The organism is Micromonospora sp. NPDC006431, assembly GCF_042870725.1.
Lineage (GTDB): Bacteria > Actinomycetota > Actinomycetes > Mycobacteriales > Micromonosporaceae > Micromonospora.
On sequence record NZ_JBIAHQ010000001.1, the window covers coordinates 577,708 to 599,193 of the forward strand.

The 21,486-nt window shown below is 73.6% G+C and carries 18 protein-coding genes; 11 read left to right on the top strand and 7 right to left on the bottom strand.

What is annotated here, in order from left to right; all coding sequences use genetic code 11:
- The first annotated feature begins 2 nt into the window (after positions 1 to 2).
- The 4 genes from nuoL (at position 3) to ACFYM6_RS02885 (ending at position 6,276) form a co-directional block, all read left to right on the top strand.
- Entirely contained in the window at positions 3 to 1,961 is a 1,959-nt protein-coding gene (gene nuoL / locus ACFYM6_RS02870; RefSeq protein WP_387271594.1) for an NADH-quinone oxidoreductase subunit L, read from the top strand.
- 64 nt (positions 1,962 to 2,025) lie between these two features.
- Entirely contained in the window at positions 2,026 to 3,558 is a 1,533-nt protein-coding gene (locus ACFYM6_RS02875) for an NADH-quinone oxidoreductase subunit M (protein ID WP_387271596.1), read from the top strand.
- Entirely contained in the window at positions 3,555 to 5,108 is a 1,554-nt protein-coding gene (gene nuoN / locus ACFYM6_RS02880) for an NADH-quinone oxidoreductase subunit NuoN (RefSeq protein ID WP_387271598.1), read from the top strand. The genes ACFYM6_RS02875 and nuoN overlap by 4 nt, the downstream gene beginning before the upstream one ends.
- 85 nt (positions 5,109 to 5,193) lie before the next feature.
- Entirely contained in the window at positions 5,194 to 6,276 is a 1,083-nt protein-coding gene (locus ACFYM6_RS02885) for a polyprenyl synthetase family protein (RefSeq protein WP_387271600.1), read from the top strand.
- Between the two features lie 94 nt (positions 6,277 to 6,370).
- Here ACFYM6_RS02885 and ACFYM6_RS02890 read toward each other — a convergent pair whose 3' ends face one another.
- Positions 6,371 to 7,567: an MFS transporter gene (locus ACFYM6_RS02890; protein WP_387271602.1), complete on the bottom strand. Its 1,197-nt coding sequence runs from the start codon at positions 7,565 to 7,567 to the stop codon at positions 6,371 to 6,373.
- A gap of 174 nt (positions 7,568 to 7,741) precedes the next feature.
- Between ACFYM6_RS02890 and ACFYM6_RS02895 the strand changes: the two genes are divergently transcribed.
- Complete coding sequence (locus ACFYM6_RS02895) at positions 7,742 to 8,524, top strand: IclR family transcriptional regulator (RefSeq protein WP_387271604.1); 783 nt, start codon at positions 7,742 to 7,744, stop codon at positions 8,522 to 8,524.
- A 76-nt stretch (positions 8,525 to 8,600) separates the two neighbouring features.
- On the opposite strand, the gene ACFYM6_RS02900 is transcribed toward ACFYM6_RS02895, so the two are convergent.
- Positions 8,601 to 10,718, bottom strand: coding sequence for a PhoX family protein (locus ACFYM6_RS02900; RefSeq protein ID WP_387271606.1), 2,118 nt, complete (start codon positions 10,716 to 10,718; stop codon positions 8,601 to 8,603).
- Between the two features lie 239 nt (positions 10,719 to 10,957).
- Here ACFYM6_RS02900 and ACFYM6_RS02905 point away from each other — a divergent pair, with 239 nt between their 5' ends.
- Positions 10,958 to 11,452, top strand: coding sequence for a sigma-70 family RNA polymerase sigma factor (locus tag ACFYM6_RS02905; protein ID WP_387271861.1), 495 nt, complete (start codon positions 10,958 to 10,960; stop codon positions 11,450 to 11,452).
- Positions 11,449 to 12,135 carry an anti-sigma factor family protein gene (locus ACFYM6_RS02910; protein WP_387271608.1) on the top strand — a complete coding sequence of 229 codons (687 nt, stop codon included), beginning with the start codon at positions 11,449 to 11,451 and terminating at the stop codon, positions 12,133 to 12,135. Before ACFYM6_RS02905 ends, ACFYM6_RS02910 begins: the two co-directional genes overlap by 4 nt.
- Positions 12,136 to 12,142: 7 nt before the next feature.
- Here the strand turns inward: ACFYM6_RS02910 and rarD are convergent, their stop codons facing one another.
- The 4 genes from rarD to eccE form a co-directional block, all read right to left on the bottom strand.
- Entirely contained in the window at positions 12,143 to 13,069 is a 927-nt protein-coding gene (gene rarD, locus ACFYM6_RS02915; RefSeq protein WP_387271610.1) for an EamA family transporter RarD, read from the bottom strand.
- Positions 13,066 to 13,554, bottom strand: coding sequence for a GNAT family N-acetyltransferase (locus ACFYM6_RS02920; protein ID WP_387271612.1), 489 nt, complete (start codon positions 13,552 to 13,554; stop codon positions 13,066 to 13,068). Before ACFYM6_RS02920 ends, rarD begins: the two co-directional genes overlap by 4 nt.
- Positions 13,555 to 13,647: 93 nt before the next feature.
- Positions 13,648 to 14,034, bottom strand: a complete 387-nt coding sequence (locus ACFYM6_RS02925) for a phage holin family protein (RefSeq protein WP_387271614.1) — start codon at positions 14,032 to 14,034, stop codon at positions 13,648 to 13,650.
- A 65-nt stretch (positions 14,035 to 14,099) separates the two neighbouring features.
- Positions 14,100 to 15,896 (bottom strand): type VII secretion protein EccE, encoded by a 1,797-nt coding sequence (eccE, locus tag ACFYM6_RS02930; RefSeq protein WP_387271616.1) that lies wholly within the window; start codon positions 15,894 to 15,896, stop codon positions 14,100 to 14,102.
- 297 nt (positions 15,897 to 16,193) lie between these two features.
- Between eccE and ACFYM6_RS02935 the strand changes: the two genes are divergently transcribed.
- Both ACFYM6_RS02935 and ACFYM6_RS02940 read left to right on the top strand, forming a co-directional pair.
- A complete protein-coding gene (locus ACFYM6_RS02935; RefSeq protein ID WP_357434744.1) occupies positions 16,194 to 16,511 on the top strand; it encodes a WXG100 family type VII secretion target in 318 nt (105 codons plus the stop codon).
- 18 nt (positions 16,512 to 16,529) lie between these two features.
- Positions 16,530 to 16,823, top strand: coding sequence for a WXG100 family type VII secretion target (locus ACFYM6_RS02940; protein ID WP_357434745.1), 294 nt, complete (start codon positions 16,530 to 16,532; stop codon positions 16,821 to 16,823).
- Positions 16,824 to 16,946: 123 nt separating this feature from the next.
- On the opposite strand, the gene mycP is transcribed toward ACFYM6_RS02940, so the two are convergent.
- On the bottom strand, positions 16,947 to 18,281 hold the full coding sequence (gene mycP, locus ACFYM6_RS02945; RefSeq protein ID WP_387271618.1) for a type VII secretion-associated serine protease mycosin: 1,335 nt from the start codon (positions 18,279 to 18,281) through the stop codon (positions 16,947 to 16,949).
- Positions 18,282 to 18,433: 152 nt separating this feature from the next.
- Here mycP and ACFYM6_RS02950 point away from each other — a divergent pair, with 152 nt between their 5' ends.
- Both ACFYM6_RS02950 and ACFYM6_RS02955 read left to right on the top strand, forming a co-directional pair.
- Positions 18,434 to 21,124: an SseB family protein gene (locus ACFYM6_RS02950; protein ID WP_387271620.1), complete on the top strand. Its 2,691-nt coding sequence runs from the start codon at positions 18,434 to 18,436 to the stop codon at positions 21,122 to 21,124.
- The gene (locus tag ACFYM6_RS02955) at positions 21,121 to 21,486 is read left to right on the top strand and encodes a hypothetical protein (protein WP_387271622.1); all 366 of its coding nucleotides are present in this window, start codon (positions 21,121 to 21,123) and stop codon (positions 21,484 to 21,486) included. Before ACFYM6_RS02950 ends, ACFYM6_RS02955 begins: the two co-directional genes overlap by 4 nt.

Below are 21,486 nucleotides of genomic sequence, written 5' to 3' on the forward strand. Positions count from 1 at the left end.
CGGTGGAACAGACTCTGACCTTTGCGTCGGCTGAACCGACCGGGGCCGTTGCTTTCGCGACGGCGGATGGGCTGCTCGGCAGCGTCTGGCTGCTGGTGGCGATCCCGCTGGTCAGCGCGGCGATCCTGCTGCTGCTCGGCCGGCGGGCGGACCGCTGGGGCCACTGGCTGGGGGTGGGCGCGATCGGCGCCGCCTTCGTGCTCGGCCTGACCTACTTCCTCCAGCTCCGTGGTCTGGAGAACAAGCAGGTCCAGCTGAGCCTCTGGCAGTTCATCACGGTCGGCGACCTGAAGGTGGACTTCGGTCTGCTCTTCGACCCGCTGGCCGCGGTGTTCGTCCTGCTGATCACCGGGGTGGGCTTCCTGATCCACCTGTACGCGGTCGAGTACATGGCGCACGACGAGGGCCGGCGACGGTTCTTCGGGTACTTCAACCTCTTCGTCGCCGCCATGCTGCTGCTGGTGCTCGGCAACAACTACGTGATGCTCTACTTCGGCTGGGAGGGCGTCGGCCTGGCGTCGTACCTGCTGATCTCCTTCTGGTACGGCCGGCCGAGCGCGGCCACCGCCGGCAAGAAGGCGTTCCTGATGAACCGGGTCGGCGACGCCGGCCTGGCCATCGGCATCTTCGTGCTGTTCGCCCAGCTCGGCACCACCCAGTACGACGAGGTGTTCAGCGGCGTCGGTGCGCTGAGCCAGACCACGGTGCTGGTGCTCGGCCTGCTGCTGCTGCTCGGCGCGGCCGGCAAGTCCGGCCAGTTCCCGCTGCAGGCGTGGCTGCCGGACGCGATGGAGGGCCCGACCCCGGTCTCCGCGCTCATCCACGCGGCCACCATGGTCACCGCGGGTGTCTACCTGATCGCCCGCTCCAACCCGATCTTCTCGGCCAACGCCACGCTCCAGCTGGTGGTGGTCAGCGTCGGCGCGGTCACCCTGCTGATGGGCTGCCTCATCGGCGCGGCGAAGGACGACATCAAGCGGGTGCTGGCCTGGTCCACGGTGAGCCAGATCGGCTACATGTTCCTCGGCGTCGGTCTGGGCGGCGGGGCGTACGCGCTGGCCATCGTGCACCTGCTGGCGCACGGCTTCTTCAAGGCCAACATGTTCCTCGGTGCCGGCTCGGTCATGCACGGCATGAACGACCAGGTGGACATCCGCCGCTTCGGCAACCTGGCCAAGTACATGAAGGTCACCTGGCTGACCTTCATGATGGGCTGGCTCGCCATCATCGGCATCCCGCCGCTCTCCGGCTACTTCTCGAAGGAGCCGATCATCGCGACGGCGTTCGAGCGGGGGGATTGGACGTCCTGGCTGTTCGGCGGCGCCGCGCTGCTCGGCGCGGGGCTCACCGCCTTCTACATGACCCGGCTCTTCGTGCTCACCTTCCACGGCCCGGCCCGCTGGACCGAGGACATCGAGCACCCGCACGAGTCGCCGAAGCTGATGACCGTCCCGCTGATCCTGCTGGCGATCGGCTCGGTCGGTGCCGGCTTCCTGCTCTCCACGTCCGTGCCGGACTGGCTGACCGCCACCGCCGGCCTCGGCGGCGAGCACGCGGAGCACGAGGCGGTCCTCGCGCACTGGCTGATCACCGCGCTCTCGCTGCTGGTCACCGTGCTCGGCGCCGGACTGGCCTGGTTCCTGTTCCGCAACGGCACGGCCACCGCGCCGCAGCCGGCCGGCGTGCTGGTCACCGCCGCGCGCCGGAACCTCTACACGGACGCCTTCAACGAGGCGGTCTTCGAGAAGCCGGGCATCTTCCTCACCCGGGCGCTGGTCTTCCTCGACAACCGGGGCGTGGACGGGCTGGTCAACGGCCTGGCCGCCGCCGTGGGCGGGGGCTCGGGCCGGCTCCGGCGGCTGCAGACCGGTTTCGTGCGGTCGTACGCGACCTCGATCCTGACCGGCGCGCTGCTCGTGGTGGCGGCGTTCCTGGCGGTGCAGGCGGGGTGGCTGGCGTGATCGACCTCAACGCGGCCGCCCCCGCCGGCGGGCCATGCAGTCACGACGGAGGTAAGGCCGAATAATGTCCAACTTCCCGTTCCTCTCGGTGCTGACCGTGGCGCCGCTGGTGGGCGCCCTGGTGGTGGCCCTGCTGCCGCGCCGCAGTCCGGACCTCGCCAAGCTCGTGGCGTTCGCCTGGTCGCTGCTGGTGCTGGTGCTCTCGGTGGCCATGTGGATTGCCTTCCAGTCCGACGGCGACCGCTTCCAGTTCCGCGAGTCGTACGCGTGGATCCCCAACTGGGGGGTCAACTTCACCTTCGCGGCGGACGGCATCGCGCTGGTCATGCTGATGCTGATCGCGATCCTGGTGCCGCTGGTGATCCTGGCCTCCTGGCACGACGCCGAGTCGTCCAAGCGCTCGGTGCCGGTCTACTTCGCGCTGCTGCTCGTCCTCGAGTGCACGATGATCGGCGTCTTCGCCGCCGCCGACGTCTTCCTGTTCTACGTGTTCTTCGAGGTCATGCTGGTGCCGATGTACTTCCTCATCGGCAGCTACGGCGGCCACCAGCGGCAGTACGCGGCGGTCAAGTTCTTCCTCTACTCCCTGGTCGGCGGTCTGTTCATGCTGGCCGCGGTGATCGGCCTCTGGGTGGTCGGCGGGAAGACCTTCGACTGGCAGGCGCTGAGCCAGGCCGACCTCCCCACCGACACGGCGCGCTGGCTCTTCCTCGGCTTCTTCCTCGCGTTCGCGATCAAGGCGCCGTTCTTCCCGTTCCACACCTGGCTGCCGGACGCCGGTGGCGCGGCCCCGGCCGGCGCGGCGGCACTGCTGGTCGGCGTGCTGGACAAGGTCGGCACCTTCGGGATCCTGCGGTACTGCCTGCCGCTCTTCCCCGAGGCGTCGAAGTGGTTCGCCCCGTGGGCGCTGGCGCTGGGCCTGATCGGCATCATCTACGCCGCGCTGCTGGCGGTCGGGCAGAACGACCTCAAGCGGCTGGTGTCGTACACGTCGATCGCGCACTTCGGCTTCATCGGGGTCGGCATCTTCGCCTTCACCACCCAGGCCGGCACCGGCGCGGTGCTCTACATGCTCAACCACGGCCTGGCCACCGGCCTGCTCTTCCTGGTGGTGGGTATGCTCATCGCCCGCCGCGGCTCGGCGTTGATCAGCGACTTCGGCGGCGCGGGCAAGCTGGTCCCGGTGCTGGCCGGGGTGCTCTTCTTCGCCGGCCTGGCCTCGCTGGCGCTGCCCGGCACCGCGCCGTTCGTCTCCGAGTTCCTGGTGCTGATCGGCACGTTCACCACCAACAAGCCGGTCGCGGTGATCGCCACGCTGGGCATCATCCTGGCGGCGGCGTACGTGCTGTGGATGGTGCAGCGCACCACCCAGGGCACGCTCAACCCGGCCCTGACCGAGGTCGACGGCATGCGCCGTGACCTGAGCCTGCGCGAGAAGGTCGTGGTCGCCCCGCTGATCGCGCTGATCGTGCTGCTCGGCTTCTATCCCAAGCCGGTCACCGATGTCATCAACCCCGCCGTCCGGGCGACCATGCAGGACGTCGGTCGGACCGACCCCGCCCCGACGGTCGGCAGCGTCCAGGAGGCCGCGAAATGACCGAGCTGAAGTTGCCGTCGATCGACTATGCGGCGCTCGCCCCGATCCTGATCATGCTGGGCGCGGCCCTGTTCGGCGTCCTGGTCGAGGCGTTCGTGCCGCGTCGGCTGCGCAACCCGGTGCAGCTGCTGCTCGCCCTCGCGGCGGTGCTCGCGGCGCTGACCATGGTGATCCTCAACGCCGACGACCGGCTGATCACCGCCGGCCACGCCATTGCGGTGGACGGACCGACGCTCTTCCTCCAGGGCGCGATCCTGATCCTGGCGGCGATGGCGCTGCTGCTCATCGGTGAGCGCGCCGTGGAGCGGGGCGGGGCGTTCGTGGCCCACGCCGCGGTGACCGCCGAGTCGGTCGACGACCGGCGGCAGGCCGCGGGCGCGGGCGGCGCCACCGAGGTGTACCCGCTGACCACGTTCGCGATCGGCGGCATGCTGATCTTCGTGGCGGCGAACGACCTGCTGACCATGTTCATCTCGCTCGAGGTCTTCTCGCTGCCGCTCTACCTGCTCTGCGCGCTGGCCCGCCGCCGGCGGCTGCTGAGCCAGGAGGCCGCGCTGAAGTACTTCATGCTCGGCGCGTACGCCTCGGCGTTCTTCCTCTTCGGGGTGGCGCTGGTGTACGGCTTCACGGCCGGTGTGCCGGACCGCGCGGCCGGCGTCGACTTCGCCACCGTGCACGCGGCGGTCGGCGAGTCCTCGTCCAGCCAGGTGCTGCTCTTCGCCGGCATGGCGCTGCTCGCCATCGGCCTGCTCTTCAAGGCCGCCGCCGCGCCGTTCCACGTCTGGACGCCCGACGTCTACCAGGGCGCCCCGACCCCGGTGACCGGCTTCATGGCCGCCTGCACGAAGGTCGCCGCCTTCGGCGCCCTGCTGCGGGTCTTCCACGTCGCCTTCTCCGGGGCCGCCTGGGACTTCACCCCGGTGATCGGGGCGGTTGCGGTGCTGACCATGCTGGTCGGCGCGGTGCTGGCGGTCACCCAGACCGACATCAAGCGGCTGCTCGCCTACTCGTCGATCGCGAACGCGGGCTACCTGCTGGTGGGCGTGCTCGCGCCGAGCAAGGACGGGCTGTCGGGCACGATGTTCTACCTGGTCGCGTACGGTTTCTCGGTGCTCGCCGCGTTCGCCGTGGTGACCCTGGTCCGGGACGCCGACGGGGAGGCCACCCACCTGTCCCGCTGGGCCGGGCTGGGCCGCCGGTCGCCGTTCTTCGCCGCGGTCTTCACCTTCATCCTGCTGGCCTTCGCCGGTATCCCGCTGACCAGCGGATTCACCAGCAAGTTCGCGATCTTCGCCCCGGCGCTGGAAGCGAACCAGGCCTGGCTGGTGATCGCCGGTGTGCTGACCAGCATGGTGCTGGCCTTCCCGTACCTGCGGGTCGTGGTGATGATGTGGCTCTCCGAGCCGGGCGACGCCACCCCGACGGTCACCGTGCCGGGGGCCCTCACCTCGGCGGCGCTGGTCATCGGGGTGCTGGCCACCCTGGTCCTGGGGGTCGCCCCGGCACCCCTGCTCGATCTGGCCACCGGTGCCGCCGAATTCGTGCGATGACCGAGGTTCTCCCACCGGGGGCCGGTACGCCTGGCGTACCGGCCCCCGTCGTATCCCCTCTTCGGGCAGGTCGAACGGGTGTGGCATGGTTGAAGGCGTGGTGATTCCGGCTGGCGAGCGTTCAGGTGCCACCGGCTCCGGCGGTCGCCGGGGTCCGGAGAGCACGGGTCAGTTCGGCGCGCTCGGCCTGCACCTCGCCGACCCGCACGTCGAGGCGTCCGTGCTGGGTCTGCTCGAGCGGGTCGAGAGCGAGCTGCGGGCCAGTGTGGCCAGTGCCGACCCGCTCGTCACCGAGGCGGCCCGGCACCTGGTCGAGGCCGGCGGCAAGCGGTTCCGCCCGCTGCTGGTGGCGCTGGGCGCCCAGTTCGGCGATCCGAGCGGTGCCCAGGTCGTACCGGCCGCCGTGGTGATGGAGCTCACCCACCTGGCGACCCTCTACCACGACGACGTCATGGACGAGGCGGCGGTGCGCCGGGGCGCGCCGAGCGCCAACTCGCGCTGGACCAACTCGGTCGCGATCCTGGTCGGCGACTACCTCTTCGCCCGGGCCGCGGACATCGCGGCCGACCTGGGCCCGGACGCCGTACGGCTGCAGGCGCGGACCTTCGCCCGGCTGGTGCACGGGCAGATCGCCGAGACGGTCGGCCCGCGGGACACCGACCCGGTCGCGCATTACCTGCACGTCATCGCCGAGAAGACCGGCTCTCTGATCGCCACCTCGGCCCGCTTCGGCGGCATGTTCGGCGGTGCGTCTGCCGAGCACATCGAGGCCCTCGCCGGGTACGGCGAGATCATCGGCGTGGCCTTCCAGCTCTCCGACGACCTGCTCGACATCGCCTCCGAGTCGGTGCAGTCCGGCAAGACGCCCGGCACCGACCTGCGGGAGGGCGTACCGACCCTGCCGGTGCTCTACGCGCTCGCCGGGGACGATTCCGACGCCGCGAGCGTCCGGCTGCGGGAGATCCTGGTCACCGGTCCGCTGGTCGACGATGCGCTGCACGCCGAGGCGCTCGGCCTGCTCCGCGAATCCCCGGCGCTCAAGCGGGCCCGGGAGACCGTCCGCAGCTACGCCGAGGACGCGAGGGCGCAGCTCGCCCCCCTCCCCGACAGCCCCGCCCGCCGCGCCCTCTGGTCCCTCTGCGACTACATCGCCGACCGCACCAGCTGACGGCCGCTACCCCCTACCCTCCCGCCCCGCCCTCGCGCGTCGATCATGAGGTTGGCGGCGATGTTGATCGCGATGAGTGCCGCCAACCTCATGATCAACGGAAGTGGTCAGGGGTGGGGTGGGTGAGGAGGCGGCTGCCGGTGAGCATGAGGAGGGCGGCCAGCAGCATCGAGGCGGCGGCCGCGGTCCACATGGTGGGGTAGCCGAGCGCGCCGGCCAGGGTGCCCAGGCACAGCGGGCCGAGGCAGCCGCCCGCATACACGCCGGTCTGGGTGATCGAGGTGGCGGCGGCCGGAGCCTGCGGGTGGAGCCGGACCACCGCGAAGTTCATCAGCCCGGGCCAGGCCCAGCCGAGGCCGAAGCCGAGCAGCACGCCGACGACCAGCGACACCGGCCCGGCCACCGCGAGCAGGGCCAGCCCGACCGCACCGACCACCAGCATGCCGGCGATCAGCGCGACGTGCCCGGTCTCCCGGCGGTCGGCGAGCCAGCCGGTGCCGATCCGGGCCACCACGCAGACCGCGCTGCCCAGGGTGAGCGTCAGGCCGGCCAGGGCCGGTGACAGCCCACGGCCGGCGGACGAGTCCACCAGGAAGGTGCCCAGCGCGTTCGCCGCGCCGGAGGCCAGGGTGGCGGCCAGGCCGATCACCACCAGCGCCACCGTGGCCCGGCCCGCCCGCCCGCCGGTGGCCGGTCGTGCCGGGTCGCGCTCCTGCTCGGGTACGGCCGGCAGCGCGGCCAGCGCCGCCCCGGCGGCGGCCACGAAGGCCCACCGCCAGCCGGCGGTCAGCGCGATGGTGGGCACCGCCGCACCGGCCAGCAGGGTGGAGACCGGGATGGCCGCCTGCTTCACTCCGAAGGAGAGCCCCTGCCGGTGGGCGGGCACGTGCCGGGCCAGCGCCGCGTTGCTGGCGAGCTGCCCCAGGGCGTTCGCGGCGGCGCTGAGGCCGAGCAGCGCGACCAGCACCGGGTACGACCGGGCCAGTGCCGCCACGGCCAGCAGCGAGCCGGCGGAGAGCACGATGGCGGCGCGGGCCACCACGGCGGAACCGTACCGCTCGACCAGCGCGCCGGAGGGGACCGAGGCGAGCGCGCTGATCCCGAAGTAGACCGCGACGGCCAACCCCAGCCCGGCGGGGGAGAAGTGCAGCTCGTCGCCCATCTGCACGGCGAGGCCGCCGACCAGGAAGACGGGCAGGACGCAGGCGATGGTGGTGGCGATGGCGCCCGCGCTGGCGCGGACGGTACGGCGGGACGTGGGTGGCGAGGGGTGCAGCACGGTCTCAGTCATGGCCAGGCAAACCTACGCCGGTCACGTTTCGGCGGCCGCCGTCGCGTTTTAGCAGCTGATCGTGTCTGTCGGTGCACGGTCTGTGCCCGCTGATCTGGCATCCTCGATCCGAACAGGCATTTCGCGCGCGGCCTGTTTTTCATATGGTGTAAGTCCCCGGCGGCGGAGGTGGTTGTGCGCGACCCCTTGGCGGAACCTTCGGACCTGATCCGAAGTGTCTCCCGCGCGCTTCGAGTGCTCGAGTCGGTCGGCCGTGCGCCGAGGGGACTCACCGTCAAGCAGATCGCCCGCCGCTGCGAACTGACCGTCGCCACCACGTACCACCTGGTGCGCACCCTGGCCTACGAGGGATACGTGATCCGACGGGAGGACGGGACGTACATCGTCGGCCTGGAGGTGGCCGACCGGTACCGGGAGCTGGTGACGGCCTTCCGGGGGCCGCCGGCGGTCGGCGAGTCGCTGCGGCGAGCGGCCGCGGACACCGGCTGGAGCCACTACCTGGGGCGCTTCGTGGGCGGCCAGGTGGCGGTCACGGCGGTCGCCGAGGGGCCGCGCTCGCCCTACCTGGAGGACCTGGTGCCGGGCTTCGACGAGGGCGCGCACGCCACCGCCCTCGGCAAGAGCCTGCTCGCCACGCTCACCCCCGAGCAGCGCTTCCGCTACCTGCGCGAGTACGGCATGCGCCCGTTCACCAGCGCCACCCTCACCAGCCCCGAGGCGTTCGAGGCGGACCTGGCGGCCGGTGACCGGCGCGGCATGCAGTTGGAGCTGGGGCAGTTCCGGCAGGGGGTGGCCTGCGCGGCGGTGCTGGTCACCCCGGACAAGGACATGGAACGCCGGGTGGTGCTGGCGTGCGCGCTGCCGGCCAGCGAGATGATGACCTCCGCCCGGGTGGTCCGGGCCAAGCTGCTCGCCGTGGCCCGCGCGGTGGCCGACGGCATCGCCGCCGACACCTGAGTACGCCGAAGGGCCCCTCCCGGCGGGGGAGAGGCCCCTTCGGGAGCGGTCCAGCGCCGGACCGCTCGGGGTGGGGTCAGCTGCCGATCGGGCCGCCGTCGAGGCGCCAGGTCACCACCACGCCGGGCTTGGCGAAGTCGCCGTCGGGCCAGGTGGAGGCGGGGTTCTCCACCGACGCGCCGGTGATCTCGCCCGGGTGCTGCACCGCGATAAAGACCGAGCGGTTGTCGTTCGTGATGAACGGGCCGCAGGTCTCCGCGCCGTACGGCACGGTGAGGAACTGCTTCAGGTGGCCCCGCTCCGGGCCCTCCAGCGCGGTGGCGAACAGGCCGTCGTTGCTGCCCAGCGCGTTGCCGTCGGTGGAGATCCAGAGGTTGCCGGTGGCGTCGAACGCCACGTTGTCCGGGCAGGAGATCGGCGAGACCTTGGTCTTGTCGTACCCGGCGAAGTGGGTGGACGCGTCGGCCGGGTCGCCGCAGACGATCGGCAGCGACCAAGCGAAGGACTCGGCGGTGTTGTCGTCGCGGTCCTCGACCAGTTCCAGGATCTGCCCGTGCTTGTTGAGGTTACGCGGGTTCGCCTCGTCGGCGGCGGCCTTGCCGGCCTTGCCCCGGTCGGTGTTGTTGGTCAGCGCCACGTACACCTTGCCGGTGAGCAGGGACGGCTCGACGTCCTCCGGCCGGTCCATCTTGGTCGCGCCGACCTTGTCGGCGGCGAGCCGGGTGAAGGTGAGCACGTCGGCCGCGGTCATCCCGTCGACGTACGAGCGGTTGCCGCTGACCAGCTTGATCCACCGGCCCCGGCCGTCGAAGGCCCCGTCGGCGGGGAGCTTGCCGGTGCCGTCGATCTCGGCGGCGCTGTTGCCCGCCAGGGCGGCCACATAGAGCGTGCCGGACTCCAGCAGGGTCAGGTTGTGCCGGCGGGCCACCGAGGAGCTGCCCGGCAGGAACTTCTTGTCCGAGACGAACTTGTAGAGGTAGTCGAACCGCTCGTCGTCGCCCATGTACGCGACCACGCGGCCGTCCTTCGCCACGATGACGTTGGCGCCCTCGTGCTTGAACCGGCCCAGCGCGGTGTGCTTGCGCGGCTTGCTGTCCGGGTCGAACGGGTCGATCTCGACGATCCAGCCGAACCGGTGCACCTCGTTCGGGTGCTTCGCCAGGTCGAAGCGCTCGTCGGCGCGCTCCCACTTGCGGCTGCCGCTCGGGTAGCGCGAGTCGGTCGGGATGCCGTACCGGGCCAGCTTTGGCTTCAGCTCCGCCGGCGCGCCGTCGCCGCCGACGAAGTACTGGTTGAAGTTCTCCTCGCCGGAGAGCACGGTGCCCCACGGGGTGACCCCGCCGGCGCAGTTGTTCAGCGTGCCGATCACCGTACGACCCTTCGGGTCCGCGGCGGTGCGCAGCCAGGCCGAGCCGGCGGCCGGACCGGTCAGCTCGAACTTCGTGGCCAGCGCGGTGACCCGCCGGTTGTACCGCCGGCCGTGCTTCACCGGCCGCCACTGTCCGGTGCTCTCCACCCGCTCCAGCTCCACCACGGACATGCCGTGCGCGGCCATCGCCACCCGCAACTGCTCCACCGAGAGCGCATCCTGGCTGGTGAAGCCGGGGAACATCAGGTCCTCGTTGGTGTATTCGTGGTTGACCACGAGCAGCGCCCGCTTGCGGTCGATCGGCAGCACGCCCACGAAGTCGTTGTTGTAGCCGAACTGCTGCGCCTGCGCGGCGGCGGTCTGGCCGTGCAGGTCGAACTCGGGCGCGCCCTGGACGACCGGGTCGCCCCACTTGATCACGACGGCGTGGTCGTACCCGTTTGGGACGACCAGGGTGTCGAGCTTGTTCGGCGGGATCGGCTTGAAGGTCAGGGCGCCGCTGCCCACCCCGCCCTGCGGCGCGGCGGCCTCGCCCGCGCCGGGGACGGCCGGCGCGGCCGGTGCGGCGGCGGCCGGGGCGGCGCCGGCCAGCGCACCGGCGACGCTGCCACCGAACCCGAGCACCAGGGCGCCGACGGCGCCGGCCCGGACCACGCCGCGCCGGGACACCTCGGCGTCGACCAGGTCCCCGAAGTACGGGTTGTCGGAAGCGTTCGGTACCGGGTGGTCGCAGGCGTTGCCGCAGCGGTACAGACAGGTCATCGCATCACGGGAGCCGTGCCGGGTGGCGCCCAGCAGCGGGAGCAGCCGGGGACGGTCGCTCATCGGAAGGTGCCTCCTGGGAAGACGTGGATGGCGCGCCCGGGATCATCCGCGCGCGTACCGGCCGGACGCTGCCAGGGCGCGGTGAGCGGGTGTCGGCCGTAATGTGAACCACTCGTGAACAGCTGCGGCGTGAGCTGGGCTGAACCGAACAGCGTCACCACACGTATCCAGGAATGAACGCACCACCGGACTCGTCGTACGGGAGCGAGGAGACCGCCATCAGCGACCACGACGCCCAACTGCTGCGCGCCTTGCACGACGAGCATGCCGACGCGCTCTTCGCGCACGCCCTCCGGCTGGTGAACGGCGACCGGTCGCGCGCCGAGGACCTGGTGCAGGAGACGCTGCTGCGGGCCTGGCGGCACCCCGAGTCGCTGGACCCGGCCCGGGGGTCGGTGCGCGCCTGGCTGTTCACCACCGCCCGGAACCTGGCCATCGACGCCTGGCGGCGCCGCTCCACCCGGGTCGGTGAGGTCTACACCGACGAGCTGCCCGAGCCGGTTGACACGGCGGACGAAACCGAGCGCGCGGTGGAGGCGTGGACCGTGGCGGAAGCGCTGAACCGGCTGAGCCCCACTCATCGTGAAGTCCTGGTGGAGTGCTTCTACCAGGGGCGGTCGGTGGCGGAGGCCGCCGCCCGGCTGGGCGTGCCGCCGGGCACGGTCAAGTCGCGTACGCACTACGCGCTGCGCTCACTCCGGTTGGTCCTGGCCGAGATGGGGGTGACCCGATGAGCCGCTGCGAGTTCGCGTACGACGACGGCGCGTACGTGCTGGGGGCCCTCGCTCCCGCGGAGCGGGCCGCCTATGAGCGGCACCTGGCCGGCTGTGCGGCCTGCCGGGAGGCGGTGGCCGAGATCGCGGTGCTGCCCGGCCTGCTGGGGCGGCTCGACCCGGCCGGGCTGGAGCAGTTCCTGCCGTCGGCGTCGGAGGCCTCCCGGCTGCCCGCGCTGCTCGACGCCGCCCGGGAGCAGCGGCGCCGCGAACGGTCCCGGGCACGCCGGCGGTACGCGCTGAGCGGGCTCGCCGCTGCCGTGCTGGCCGTGCTGGCGGGCGTCGGGGTGAGCCTGGTCCGCCCGGCCACCCCGCCGGCGCCGCAGGTGTCCCTGACCGCGATGCGGCCGGTCGCCGGCCCGGTCCCGCTGCACGCCGAGGTCGGGCTGACCGACAAGAAGTGGGGCACCGAGGTCACCCTGCGCTGCGGATATGACCAGCGGACGGGCCACCGGGAGGCGTACACCTTCCGGCTGGTGGCGCACGGCCCGGACGGCGCGACGGAGCAGGTCGCCACCTGGCTGGCCGCTCCCGGGGACGACCTGCGCATGGTCGGCGCCACCCACTTCACCCACGGCGAACTGGTCCGCCTCGAACTGCTGCGCGCCGACGGCACTCCCGTCCTCGCCTACGACTTCCGCTGAGGAGCGGTCAGCGGGTCGCGGCCGGGACCGGGGTGGCGGCGGCGCGGGCCTCGGCCCGGGTCCGGCGGGCGTTGCGGTAGGCGTCCGTGGTGAAGATGACCAGGGCGAGCCAGACCAGGGCGAAGCCGGCCAGCCGGGCCGGCGGCATCGGCTCGTGGTAGATCAGCACCCCGCAGCCGAGCTGGAGGATCGGGCCGACGTACTGCAGCATGCCGATGGTGGACAGCGGCAGCCGGTTCGCCGCCCCGGCGAAGAGCAGCAGCGGGATCGCGGTGGCCGCGCCGGCCAGCACCAGCAGCGCGGTGTGCGCCGCCGACACCTGCCCGAAGGTCGCCGCGCCGCGGTACGTCAGCCAGCCCAGGTACGCCAGTGCGGGCAGCGCCAGCACCGCCGACTCGACGAAGAGTCCCTCCGCGGCGGGCAGCGCCAGCCGCTTCTTGACCAGGCCGTACCCGGCGAAGCTGAAGGCCAGGACGAGCGCCAGGTAGGGCAGCCGGCCGTAGTCGACGGTGAGCACCGCCACCGCGAGGCCGCCCACCCCGAGCGCGACCCACTGCGCCGGGCGCAGCCGCTCGCGCAGCAGGAAGACCCCGATCAGCACGATGACGAGCGGGTTGATGAAGTAGCCGAGGGCGGTCTCCACCACCCGGTCGGAATTCACCCCGTAGATGTAGGTGCCCCAGTTGACCGCGATCAGCGCGGCGGCGGTGCCGATGCCGGCGAGCGCCCGGGGTCGGCGGGCCAGCGCCCGCAGGAAGCCGATGTTGCGCAGCGCGGCTAGCAGCAGGGCCACGAAGACCACCGACCAGACGATCCGGTGCGCGAGGATCTCCATCGGGCCGGCCGGCCGGAGCAGCTTCAGGTAGATCGGGAAGAAACCCCAGATCAGGTACGCGCCGAAGCCGAACAGATAGCCGAGGCGGGTCTGGTTCACGCCTCCACCGTAAGCGGTGATGCCGCGCTTTGGTCCTTTCCGGTGACCTGGTTCACCGGCGATGTCCACTTCATCCAGAGGTCGGGCTCGACCGGGACGAAGCCGATCTTCGCGTACACCCCGTGCGCGTCCGCGGTGGCCAGCACGATCCGGCGTACGCCCAGCTCGGCCAGGTGGTCGCGGACCGCCCCGGCCAGCCAGGTGCCCAGCCCCCGGCCGCGCTCAGCCGGGTCCACGTAGACGTCGCAGAGCCAGGCGAAGGTGGCCCGGTCGGTGACCACCCGGGCCACAGCCACCTGCTGCCCGTCGCCGGGCCGGTAGACACCGAAACCGAGCGAGCCGGCGAAGGCCCGCTCGACCGTGTCCCGCTCGCGCCCGAGCGCCCAGTACGCGTCGGTGGAGAGCCAGTGGTGCACCCGGTCGAGGTCGAGCCGGGTCGGATCGGTGCTGAGGTGGTAGCCGTCAGGGCGGGTCAGGGCGAACACGCCTGCCACGCTAGGCCCTCTCCACCCGCCCCTCACCAGCCAATTCCCGCCCACTGGCCTGGCCGGTGGGCGGGAACCGACGGGTGCTGGGGATCAGTCGCGGTCGAGGACGGCGCCGAGGATCCAGGTCACGATGCCGACGAAGAGCGCGCCCAGCACCGCGGCCGGCCAGAAGCCGTCCACGTGGAAGGGCAGCCCGGCCTGACCGGCGATCCAGCTCGTGAGCAGGAAGAGCAGGCCGTTCACCACCAGCGCGATCAGGCCGAGGGTCAGCAGGTAGAAGCCGCAACCGACGGTCTTGATGATCGGCTGGAGCACGGCATTGACCACCCCGAAGATCGCCGCGACCAGCACCAGCGTGATCACCTTGTCGGTGACCGACTCGGTGTTCAACGTGATGCCCGGGATGAGCAGCGCGGCCAGCCAGAAGGCGACCGCCGTGGTGGCCAGCCGGATCAGAAGACCCTTCAGAAAATCCATGGCCGGGATCGTGCCACGGTCCGTCCAACTGGGGAACCCGGGAAGATCGACGAATCGCGGCCGGCTCAGCGGCGTACCGGGCGACCGACCAGTTGCGACTCGATCGGCGTGGGCGAGAGCAGCGCCCAGCGCAACGCCCGCCGGTTCACCACGGCGACCATGTCGTCGCGGATCCGGGTCAGCCACTCCGCCGAGCCGCCGAGGCCGAGGGCCGTGCCGGCCAGCGCCGCCTCCGCCGGGTCGAGCGGTTGCAGGATCGCCAGGTCGGCGCGGGCCAGCGCCGCCGAGTCCGCCGGGGTGAGTTCGTCCCGGACCACCAGGACGGACCGCCAGGCCGCCTCCGGCCCGGCCTCGGGCGACACCGGCCCGGCGTCGACCACCAGCAGCAACGGTTGCAACGGCGAACCCGGCGCGCCGCCCACCGGCCGCCCTGGCGGGATCAGCGGCACCGCCCCGCCCACGCCCCGCACGAACGGCTCCCACACCCGGGGCCGGGCGGTCTGCACCACCACCCGGGCGCCCAGCGCCAGCGCGCGCAGCGCGATGAGTTGCGCGGCGCGTACCCCGCCGACCAGCAGCAGCCGGGTCGCCCCGGGCCGGAACAGGCGCACCGTCACCGCCCCGCCACGCCGGTTGGTGCCCACCATCAGCCCCGACTCGCCCAGGGAGAGTTCCAGGCCGGCCAGGCCGGCCAGGTCGGTCGGGGCCGGGGCGGTGCCGGCCGGGGCCGCCCCGAACGGCAGGGTGGCGGCCAGGCCGGCCAGGTGCTCGCCGTCGAGCCGCCGGACGTCCGCGCCGAGATCCCCGGCCAGCCGGCGCAGCGCCCGCTCGGCGGCCGACAGCTCCGCGGCGGTCCAGGCGGCCAGCCGTACGGTCAGCCCGGCCGGCACCGCTGCGGAGTCGGTGCGCGGCCCGACGCAGAGCGACACGGTGGTGGCCGTGGCCGGCAGCGCCAGCAGCCGCGACACCAGGCCGCGGGCCGCGTCGGTCCGCGGGTCCGGCCGGCGCCGCAGCCGCCAGGTGGCCTGCGCCAGCCCGCCCGCCGTCACCGTTGGCCAGCTCTCCCGGACCGGCGCTCCGACGTCATGGTGGGCCAGTTCGGCGACCACCCGGAGCGCCGCCGGCCCGCCCAGCGGGCGGCCGGTCAGCGGGCCGAGGCGGCGGACGATCCGCCGGACCGTGCCGGACAGGGTGCGCCGCAGTTCCTCGTCCGACCAGCCGTCGACGCGCAGCACCCGGACGGCGAGCACCGCCCGGGTCCGGCCCGCCAGCCGCCCGTCGGTGAGCTGCCGGTACGACGTCCCGGCGGTGCCGGCCCCGGCGGCCGGGGCCGGGGCGGGGGACGCGGCGAGCAGGAGCTGGATCCGGACCGGCGGGCCCTCCGGGCCCGATGGGGGCAGCAGGGACAGCGGCGCGGGGAGGGCCTGCGGGCCGTCCCCGAGCAGGTCACCGGGGTCGCCGATCTCCAGCAGCGCGGTCATCCCGGCGGCGTCGTCCAGCACGGCGGCCGGACCGCCGGCCAGTTCGGCCGCGCGTACCGCCGTACCGGGCGCGACGAGCTCCACCAGCGCCGCCGGCCCGGCCGCCGCCGGCAGGGCGCGCCGCCGGGTCAGGTGCCCCAGACCCACCAGCAGCCACTCGTAGAGCCACCGGCCACGGAACCGCACCCATGCGGCGGGGAGCAGCAGCGTGGCCAGCAGCAGGGCGGCAGCGGTCACCGCCACCCCCCGGCCGACGGCCGCGACCAGCGCCGCCACCGCGATCTGTGCCGCCACCACCTGCCCGGCCCGTACGGCGGACACCGTCCACTGCGCCGCCCTGGCGGTCGCGGGCGCCGGCCGTCCGGTGGCGGCCGCCGTCACCGGGCGGCCCTCCTGGTTCGCGGCTGCGGGGCTCGCAGTTTCGGCTCACTCCTCGCGCTCACGGTTCCCTCCGCGTGGTCGCCGGGTGACGGTGGCGTGGCTCATCGTAAGGGCAGCGTTGTCCACAGGGGAGCCCGAGGGGGTAGCAGAACCGCAGTCGGGCGGCTACCGTCAGCGACGAGTTCCGCCGAGCGCGCGCCGTCCCCCGCCCCACCACTCCGGCTCTCGCGCTCCGGCGAGTCCACGGTGGTCGTTCCAGCGGCCAGCCACGACCGAGGAGACGAGGTGACGTTCGGGGTGTCCCAGACCCAGGCAGAAGCCGCGGTGATGCAGCAGACCGCCGCGAAGTTCGAGCAGGTGGACCAGTCGTTGCAGACCATGCTGAGCGGCCTGATGGCCGAGCTGGAGGTGTTGCAGCAGGCCTGGCGGGGCGCCGGTGGGCGTTCCTTCGAGCAGGTCAAGCAGCAGTGGGCGCAGGACCAGGCGGCGCTGCAGCGGGCCCTGCGGGAGACCGCGACCGCCATCCGCACCGCCGGCCAGCAGTACGACGTCTCCGACACCGAGGCCGCCGGCCGGGTGGCCGGCACCCACCGCGGCATCCAGCTGCCGCTCTGACAAGGAAGGACCGATCTCATGGATCACGGTGTGCTGGTCGTCAATTTCGCCGCGTTGCAGCAGGCGAGCGCGGACATCCAGAAGGCGCTGAACACCCTCGACAGCCAGCTCGGCCAGCTCGAACGGGACGCCGCGCCGCTGGTGGCGAGCTGGACCGGCGAGGCCCGCCAGGCGTACGAGCAGCGGCAGGCGCGGTGGCGGGCCGCCTCGCAGGATCTCCAGGCCATGCTGCGCGACATCAAGCTGGCGGTGGAGGAATCCGCGGCCGACTACCTCGACACCGAGAAGCGGAACGTCAACCTGTTCCAGTAGTCGTCGCCGCCCGTGCCGCCAAGATCCGCACAACCTCCCGGAAGATGTGCCTGTGCTCAGCCGGTCGCAGCTTCCCTGAAGTTGTGCGGATCTTGGCGGCTGGCGTGGCGGCGACCGGGTGGGTCAGCTCGGGTCGGCGGGGCGCCAGCGGCGCCGGGCACCCCGGGGCACCACCACGGCGAGCAACACCACTGCCGCCGTCGCCGCTCCGATCGTGCCGGCCACCAGCAGCGCCCGCTGTCGGGCCGTCGCCCGGCGGGCCCGCTGTGCCACCGCGGCCGGGTCCGGCTGGTCCACCGCCAGCGCTGCGCCCCGAGCCGGGCGGGCCGCCACCGGCCCGGGTGACTCGGTGACCGCCCGGTACGGGTTCAGCACCCCGGCACCATAGCCGTCCCCGCGCCCCGGGGCCGGGTCGGCGCTCGCCACCAGCCGCCGGGCCACGTCCACCGCGCTCAGTTCCGGGCGGTACTGCCGCAGCAGTGCCGCCGTCGCGGCCACGAACGGCGTGGCGTAGCTGGTTCCCTCCGCCCGGTGGTGCCCCTGACCGGGCGCCGCCATCAGCACGTCACCGCCGGGCGCGACGAGGTCCACGTACGGGCCGGTCTGGGAGAAGGGCGCCCGGCTGCCGTCCGCCCCGATCGCGCCCACCCCGAGCACCCCGTCGTACGCGGCCGGGTACGGCCGCGGGTCGCCGCTCTCGTGCAGGTTGCCGGCGGCGGCCACCACGACGACGTCGCGGCGCACCGCGTAGGCGATCGCGGAGCGGACGGCGGGATGATCCACGTACAGCACGACGGAGAGGTTCAGCACGTCGGCGTCGTGGTCGACCGCCCAGCGGATGGCCCGGGCGAACTCGGCCGCGCCGACCGTACGCCCCGACTCCCGACCCTCGACGACCTGCTGTTCGCTGACCCGTACCGGCAGGATGCGCGTGCCCGGCGCGAGTCCCCGGAACGCCACGCCCGGGCGAGGCGCCGCGGCGATGATGCTCGCCACGCCGGTGCCGTGCCCGGCGCAGTCCCGCCTGCCGTCACCGCCGGGGTCCAGGAAGTCGGTGCCGGCGAGCACCCGTCCGGCGAGCTGCGGGTGGGTCCGGTCCACTCCGGAGTCGACCACCGCGACGACCACCCCGGCGCCGGTCGCGAGCGGGTCGAGGCGGTCCGGCGCGTACCGCTGTTGCGGCCACGGCTGGTCGGCCACCGGGCGGGCCGGCGCGGGCGGCGTGGCGCAGCCCTGCGGCGCGCGCGCCACGGGCCCGGCGGCGAACGCGGGTCGCCGCGCGGTGGCGGGAACGACCGGTGCGGCGGCGACGACGGCGGGTAGCGGTACGGTGGCGGAAACGGCCGGTGGCGCAGCCGCGGAGGCGGGTGGTGGCGCGGTGCCGAAGACGGCCGGTGGCACGGCGGCGAGAAGGGCCGCCAGGGCGGCCAGGGGCGGGCGCGTGACGGGCCGGGACATCGACCGCCTCCGTATCGTGTCGGCTCCGGAACGGGATGTTAGCGCCTCGCTCGTGGTCCGGCAGACCGCCGACGGCCAGCCATTGTGATCTTGTTACCACCTTGTAGGTTGTAGGCGATGCCTATGGCCTGTTCGCGGGAGGAGAGGTGGCCGTGACCGGATGGGAGCCGGCCACCGAGGCCGAGGTGGCGATGCGGGACGCGTTGCGGGCCCAGGACCAGCAGCTCTACTTCCGCGTCCTGACCCGGGTCGATCTGCTGCTGCCGGTCGCCGCGGAGGGGCTGGCGGGGCAGGCCCAGCTGGGTTGGGGCACCTGGACCACCGGCGGCCGGACCCACGTCCTCGCCTTCACCTCCGCCACCGCGTTGCGGGCCTGCCTGGGTGAGAACACCGGTGCCACCCGCCGCGTCCGGTACGCCGACCTGGCCGCTACCTGGCCCAACCACGAGTGGTGGCTGGCGGTCAACCCTGGCCTGCCCATCGAGGGCTACCTGCCGGCCTGGTTCGTCGCCCAGCTCGCCCGGGGCGACGTCCGGCTGCCGGGCCGGACCATGGGCGCCCGCGCCCGCCTGGAGCGGGTGGAGGCCACCCGGGCCCGGGCCGCGGGCTCGACCGAACCGCCCGGCCCGCCGGCCGCCCGCCGGCCTGATCCGGCGAACGGCCACCGCGCCCCGGGCCCCCCGGCGCCGCTCGGCCGGTCGGCCGAGGACGACCGGCCGGCTCGCGACGGGTGGCCCGGCGGGTCGACCGCCGGCTCCGCCCGCGTCGGCGATCGGTCCGCCGCCGAGCCAGGTGCCGACGGCCGGTCCGGTTGGCTCACCGACCGGCATCGGCGTCCCGACGAGCAGGGTCCGCTCGCCCGCCCCGGCCGGTCCGGCGAGGCCGCCCCACCGCAGCCCGCCCGGTCGTTCTTCGAGCCCGCCTCGGGCCGGGCGTCCCGCCCGCCGGATGCGGCGCCACGGGCCGTGCCGCCGTCCCGGTTCGCCGGCGGCAGCCAGCCGTTCCCGCGTCGCCGCCCGCTGAGCGAACCGGTGCCGGCGGACCCCACCCATGCGTTCCGGTCGGACGCCGCCGAGGCCACCCAGGCGATCCGTCCGGCGGAGCCGCCCCGACTGTCCCGGCCGGCCGCCCCGATCGCCGCCGAGGAGGCCACCCAGGCGCTGCCCCGCCGGTATCCCCGCTCCGGGCCGGGTGCGGAGGAAGCGACCCAGCCGATTCCCGCTCGCGCCCACCCGGGCGGCGCCGCTGACCGGACCCTCTCCGGGCCGGCGGACGCAAAAGAGTTGCCTCCGTCGATCGCCGAACCGGTTTCCGGCCCGCCCGCGCCCCGCCGGGGCTTCTCGCCGATCGTCATCGAGGGCACCGTCATCGAGGCCCGGGACCTGACCGAGCCGGAGGAGCCGGAGGCGGCCCCGGCCGCCGGTCCACCGCCGGTGGTGCCGGAGCCGTACGCCGTACCGACCGTCCCTGCCGCCGCCTCCGCGATGGCGACCGCGACGGTGCCGACGGCGTACCGGGCCGACGGCGACGATGCACCCACGCCCTGGGCCGGTCCCGCCGATCCCACCGTGCCGATCACGGTCGACCCGCCCCCGTCGCCCGCCGCCGAGCAGACCGTGCCGCTGTTCGGCCGGAGCGCCTCCCCGGAACCGGGCACCGGGTCGCTGTTCCAGCCCGCCGGCCCGCCGGAGCAGCGTGCCACGTCGCCGGCCGCGCCGCCCAGGATGGGGGAGGAGCCCACGGCGCGGGCGAGCGTACCGACGGCACCGGACGAGGTGGCCGCCCCGGCCGTGCCGACGAGCGGCCGCACCCGGGAGACCGCGGGCACGGACGCCACCCCCGCCGGTCCACCGCCCCCGGCACCCGGGCCGGCCAACTTCGTGCCCGCCAACGAGGTGGAGGAGGAACTCCTCGGTGCCGTGGGTAGCGGCAGCACCGACGGTTTCCTCTCCACCCTCCTGCTGGCCCGGGTGCTGCTGCCGGTCGCGGCCGACTCCGCGCCGGGTGCCCGACCCGGCGACTCCGCGTTTGTCTGGCGGACCGAGGAGCTCGACGGCGAGACGTACGTGGTGGTCTACACCTCGCCGGAGCGGCTCGCGGACCGGGTCGACGGGCCGGTCGAGACGGTACGCGTCAAGTTCGTCCAGCTCATCCGGCGCTGGCCGGACGAGAACTGGTCGTTCGCGGTGAACCCGGGCACCCCGGTCGGCGCGAAGTACCCCGGCGAGCAGGTCCTGGCGTTGGCCAACTGGGCCGCCGAGGTGGGCCTCGGCGACGACCCGGAGGGCGATCCGGAGCCGCCCGCGCCGGAGCCGGCGGCCCCGGCCCGACCCGCGGTGCCCCCGGTGGACCCGAGCCGGCCGGTCACCATGCAGAAGGCGGTCGCCCCGAGCCAGCTCGCGTACTACCTGGAGCGCGGCTACGACCGGGTGTCCGGCTTCGTGCACCGGGCCGGCGAGCTGGCCCACCTGAGCACCCCGGCCAGGCTGTACGACGCGCTCGGCCTCGGCCATCCCGACTCGCCGTTCGCCCGCGACGCCGAGGAGATCTACGTGCTGCGCTGGCCGGCGTACCGGCCCAGCCTCTACCGCATCCCGTACGGCGGGCAGAACGAGGCCGCCATGCGGGCGATGGAGGGCTGGGTGATCGAGCGGCCCCCGTTCCGCGGCAACGGCTTCGCGCCGGGCGAGAGCAGCGACGTGGTGGCCGAGTTCAAGGTGGACAGTGCCCGGCTGCCGCACGGCGCGCAGCTGTGGCGGATCGGCGCGGACGGCAGCGAACGGATGGTGGCGGTGCTCGACACCGACGCGCTGCGCTGGCGCCCGGTCGGTGACGAGTCGTGAGCCGCGACGGCTACGTGGCCCGCTGGCGGGGCCGGGAGTACCAGGCCAGCCCGGACGGCGACGACGTCCGCCTCTACCAGCCCGAACCGGGCGAGGGCTTCGCGGAGGTACGCCCCGGCCGCCACGTCCGGGTGGTGCCGGTCGCCGAGGTCGACGACCTGGCGTACGTGCGGACCACCTGCACCTGGCAGGGGCAGCCGTTCATCGTGCTGGCCGAGCACGAGGGCTGGCTGCGGGTGGAGTACACCGGCGGCCGCTGGCCGGTGGCCCGCGCGATGGGCCTGGAGGCGTTCGAGTTCGGCGTCTACCAGGGCTGGGCGCCGGCGCACGAGGTCTCCGACCGGCGCGAGCAGCGGGTCTGA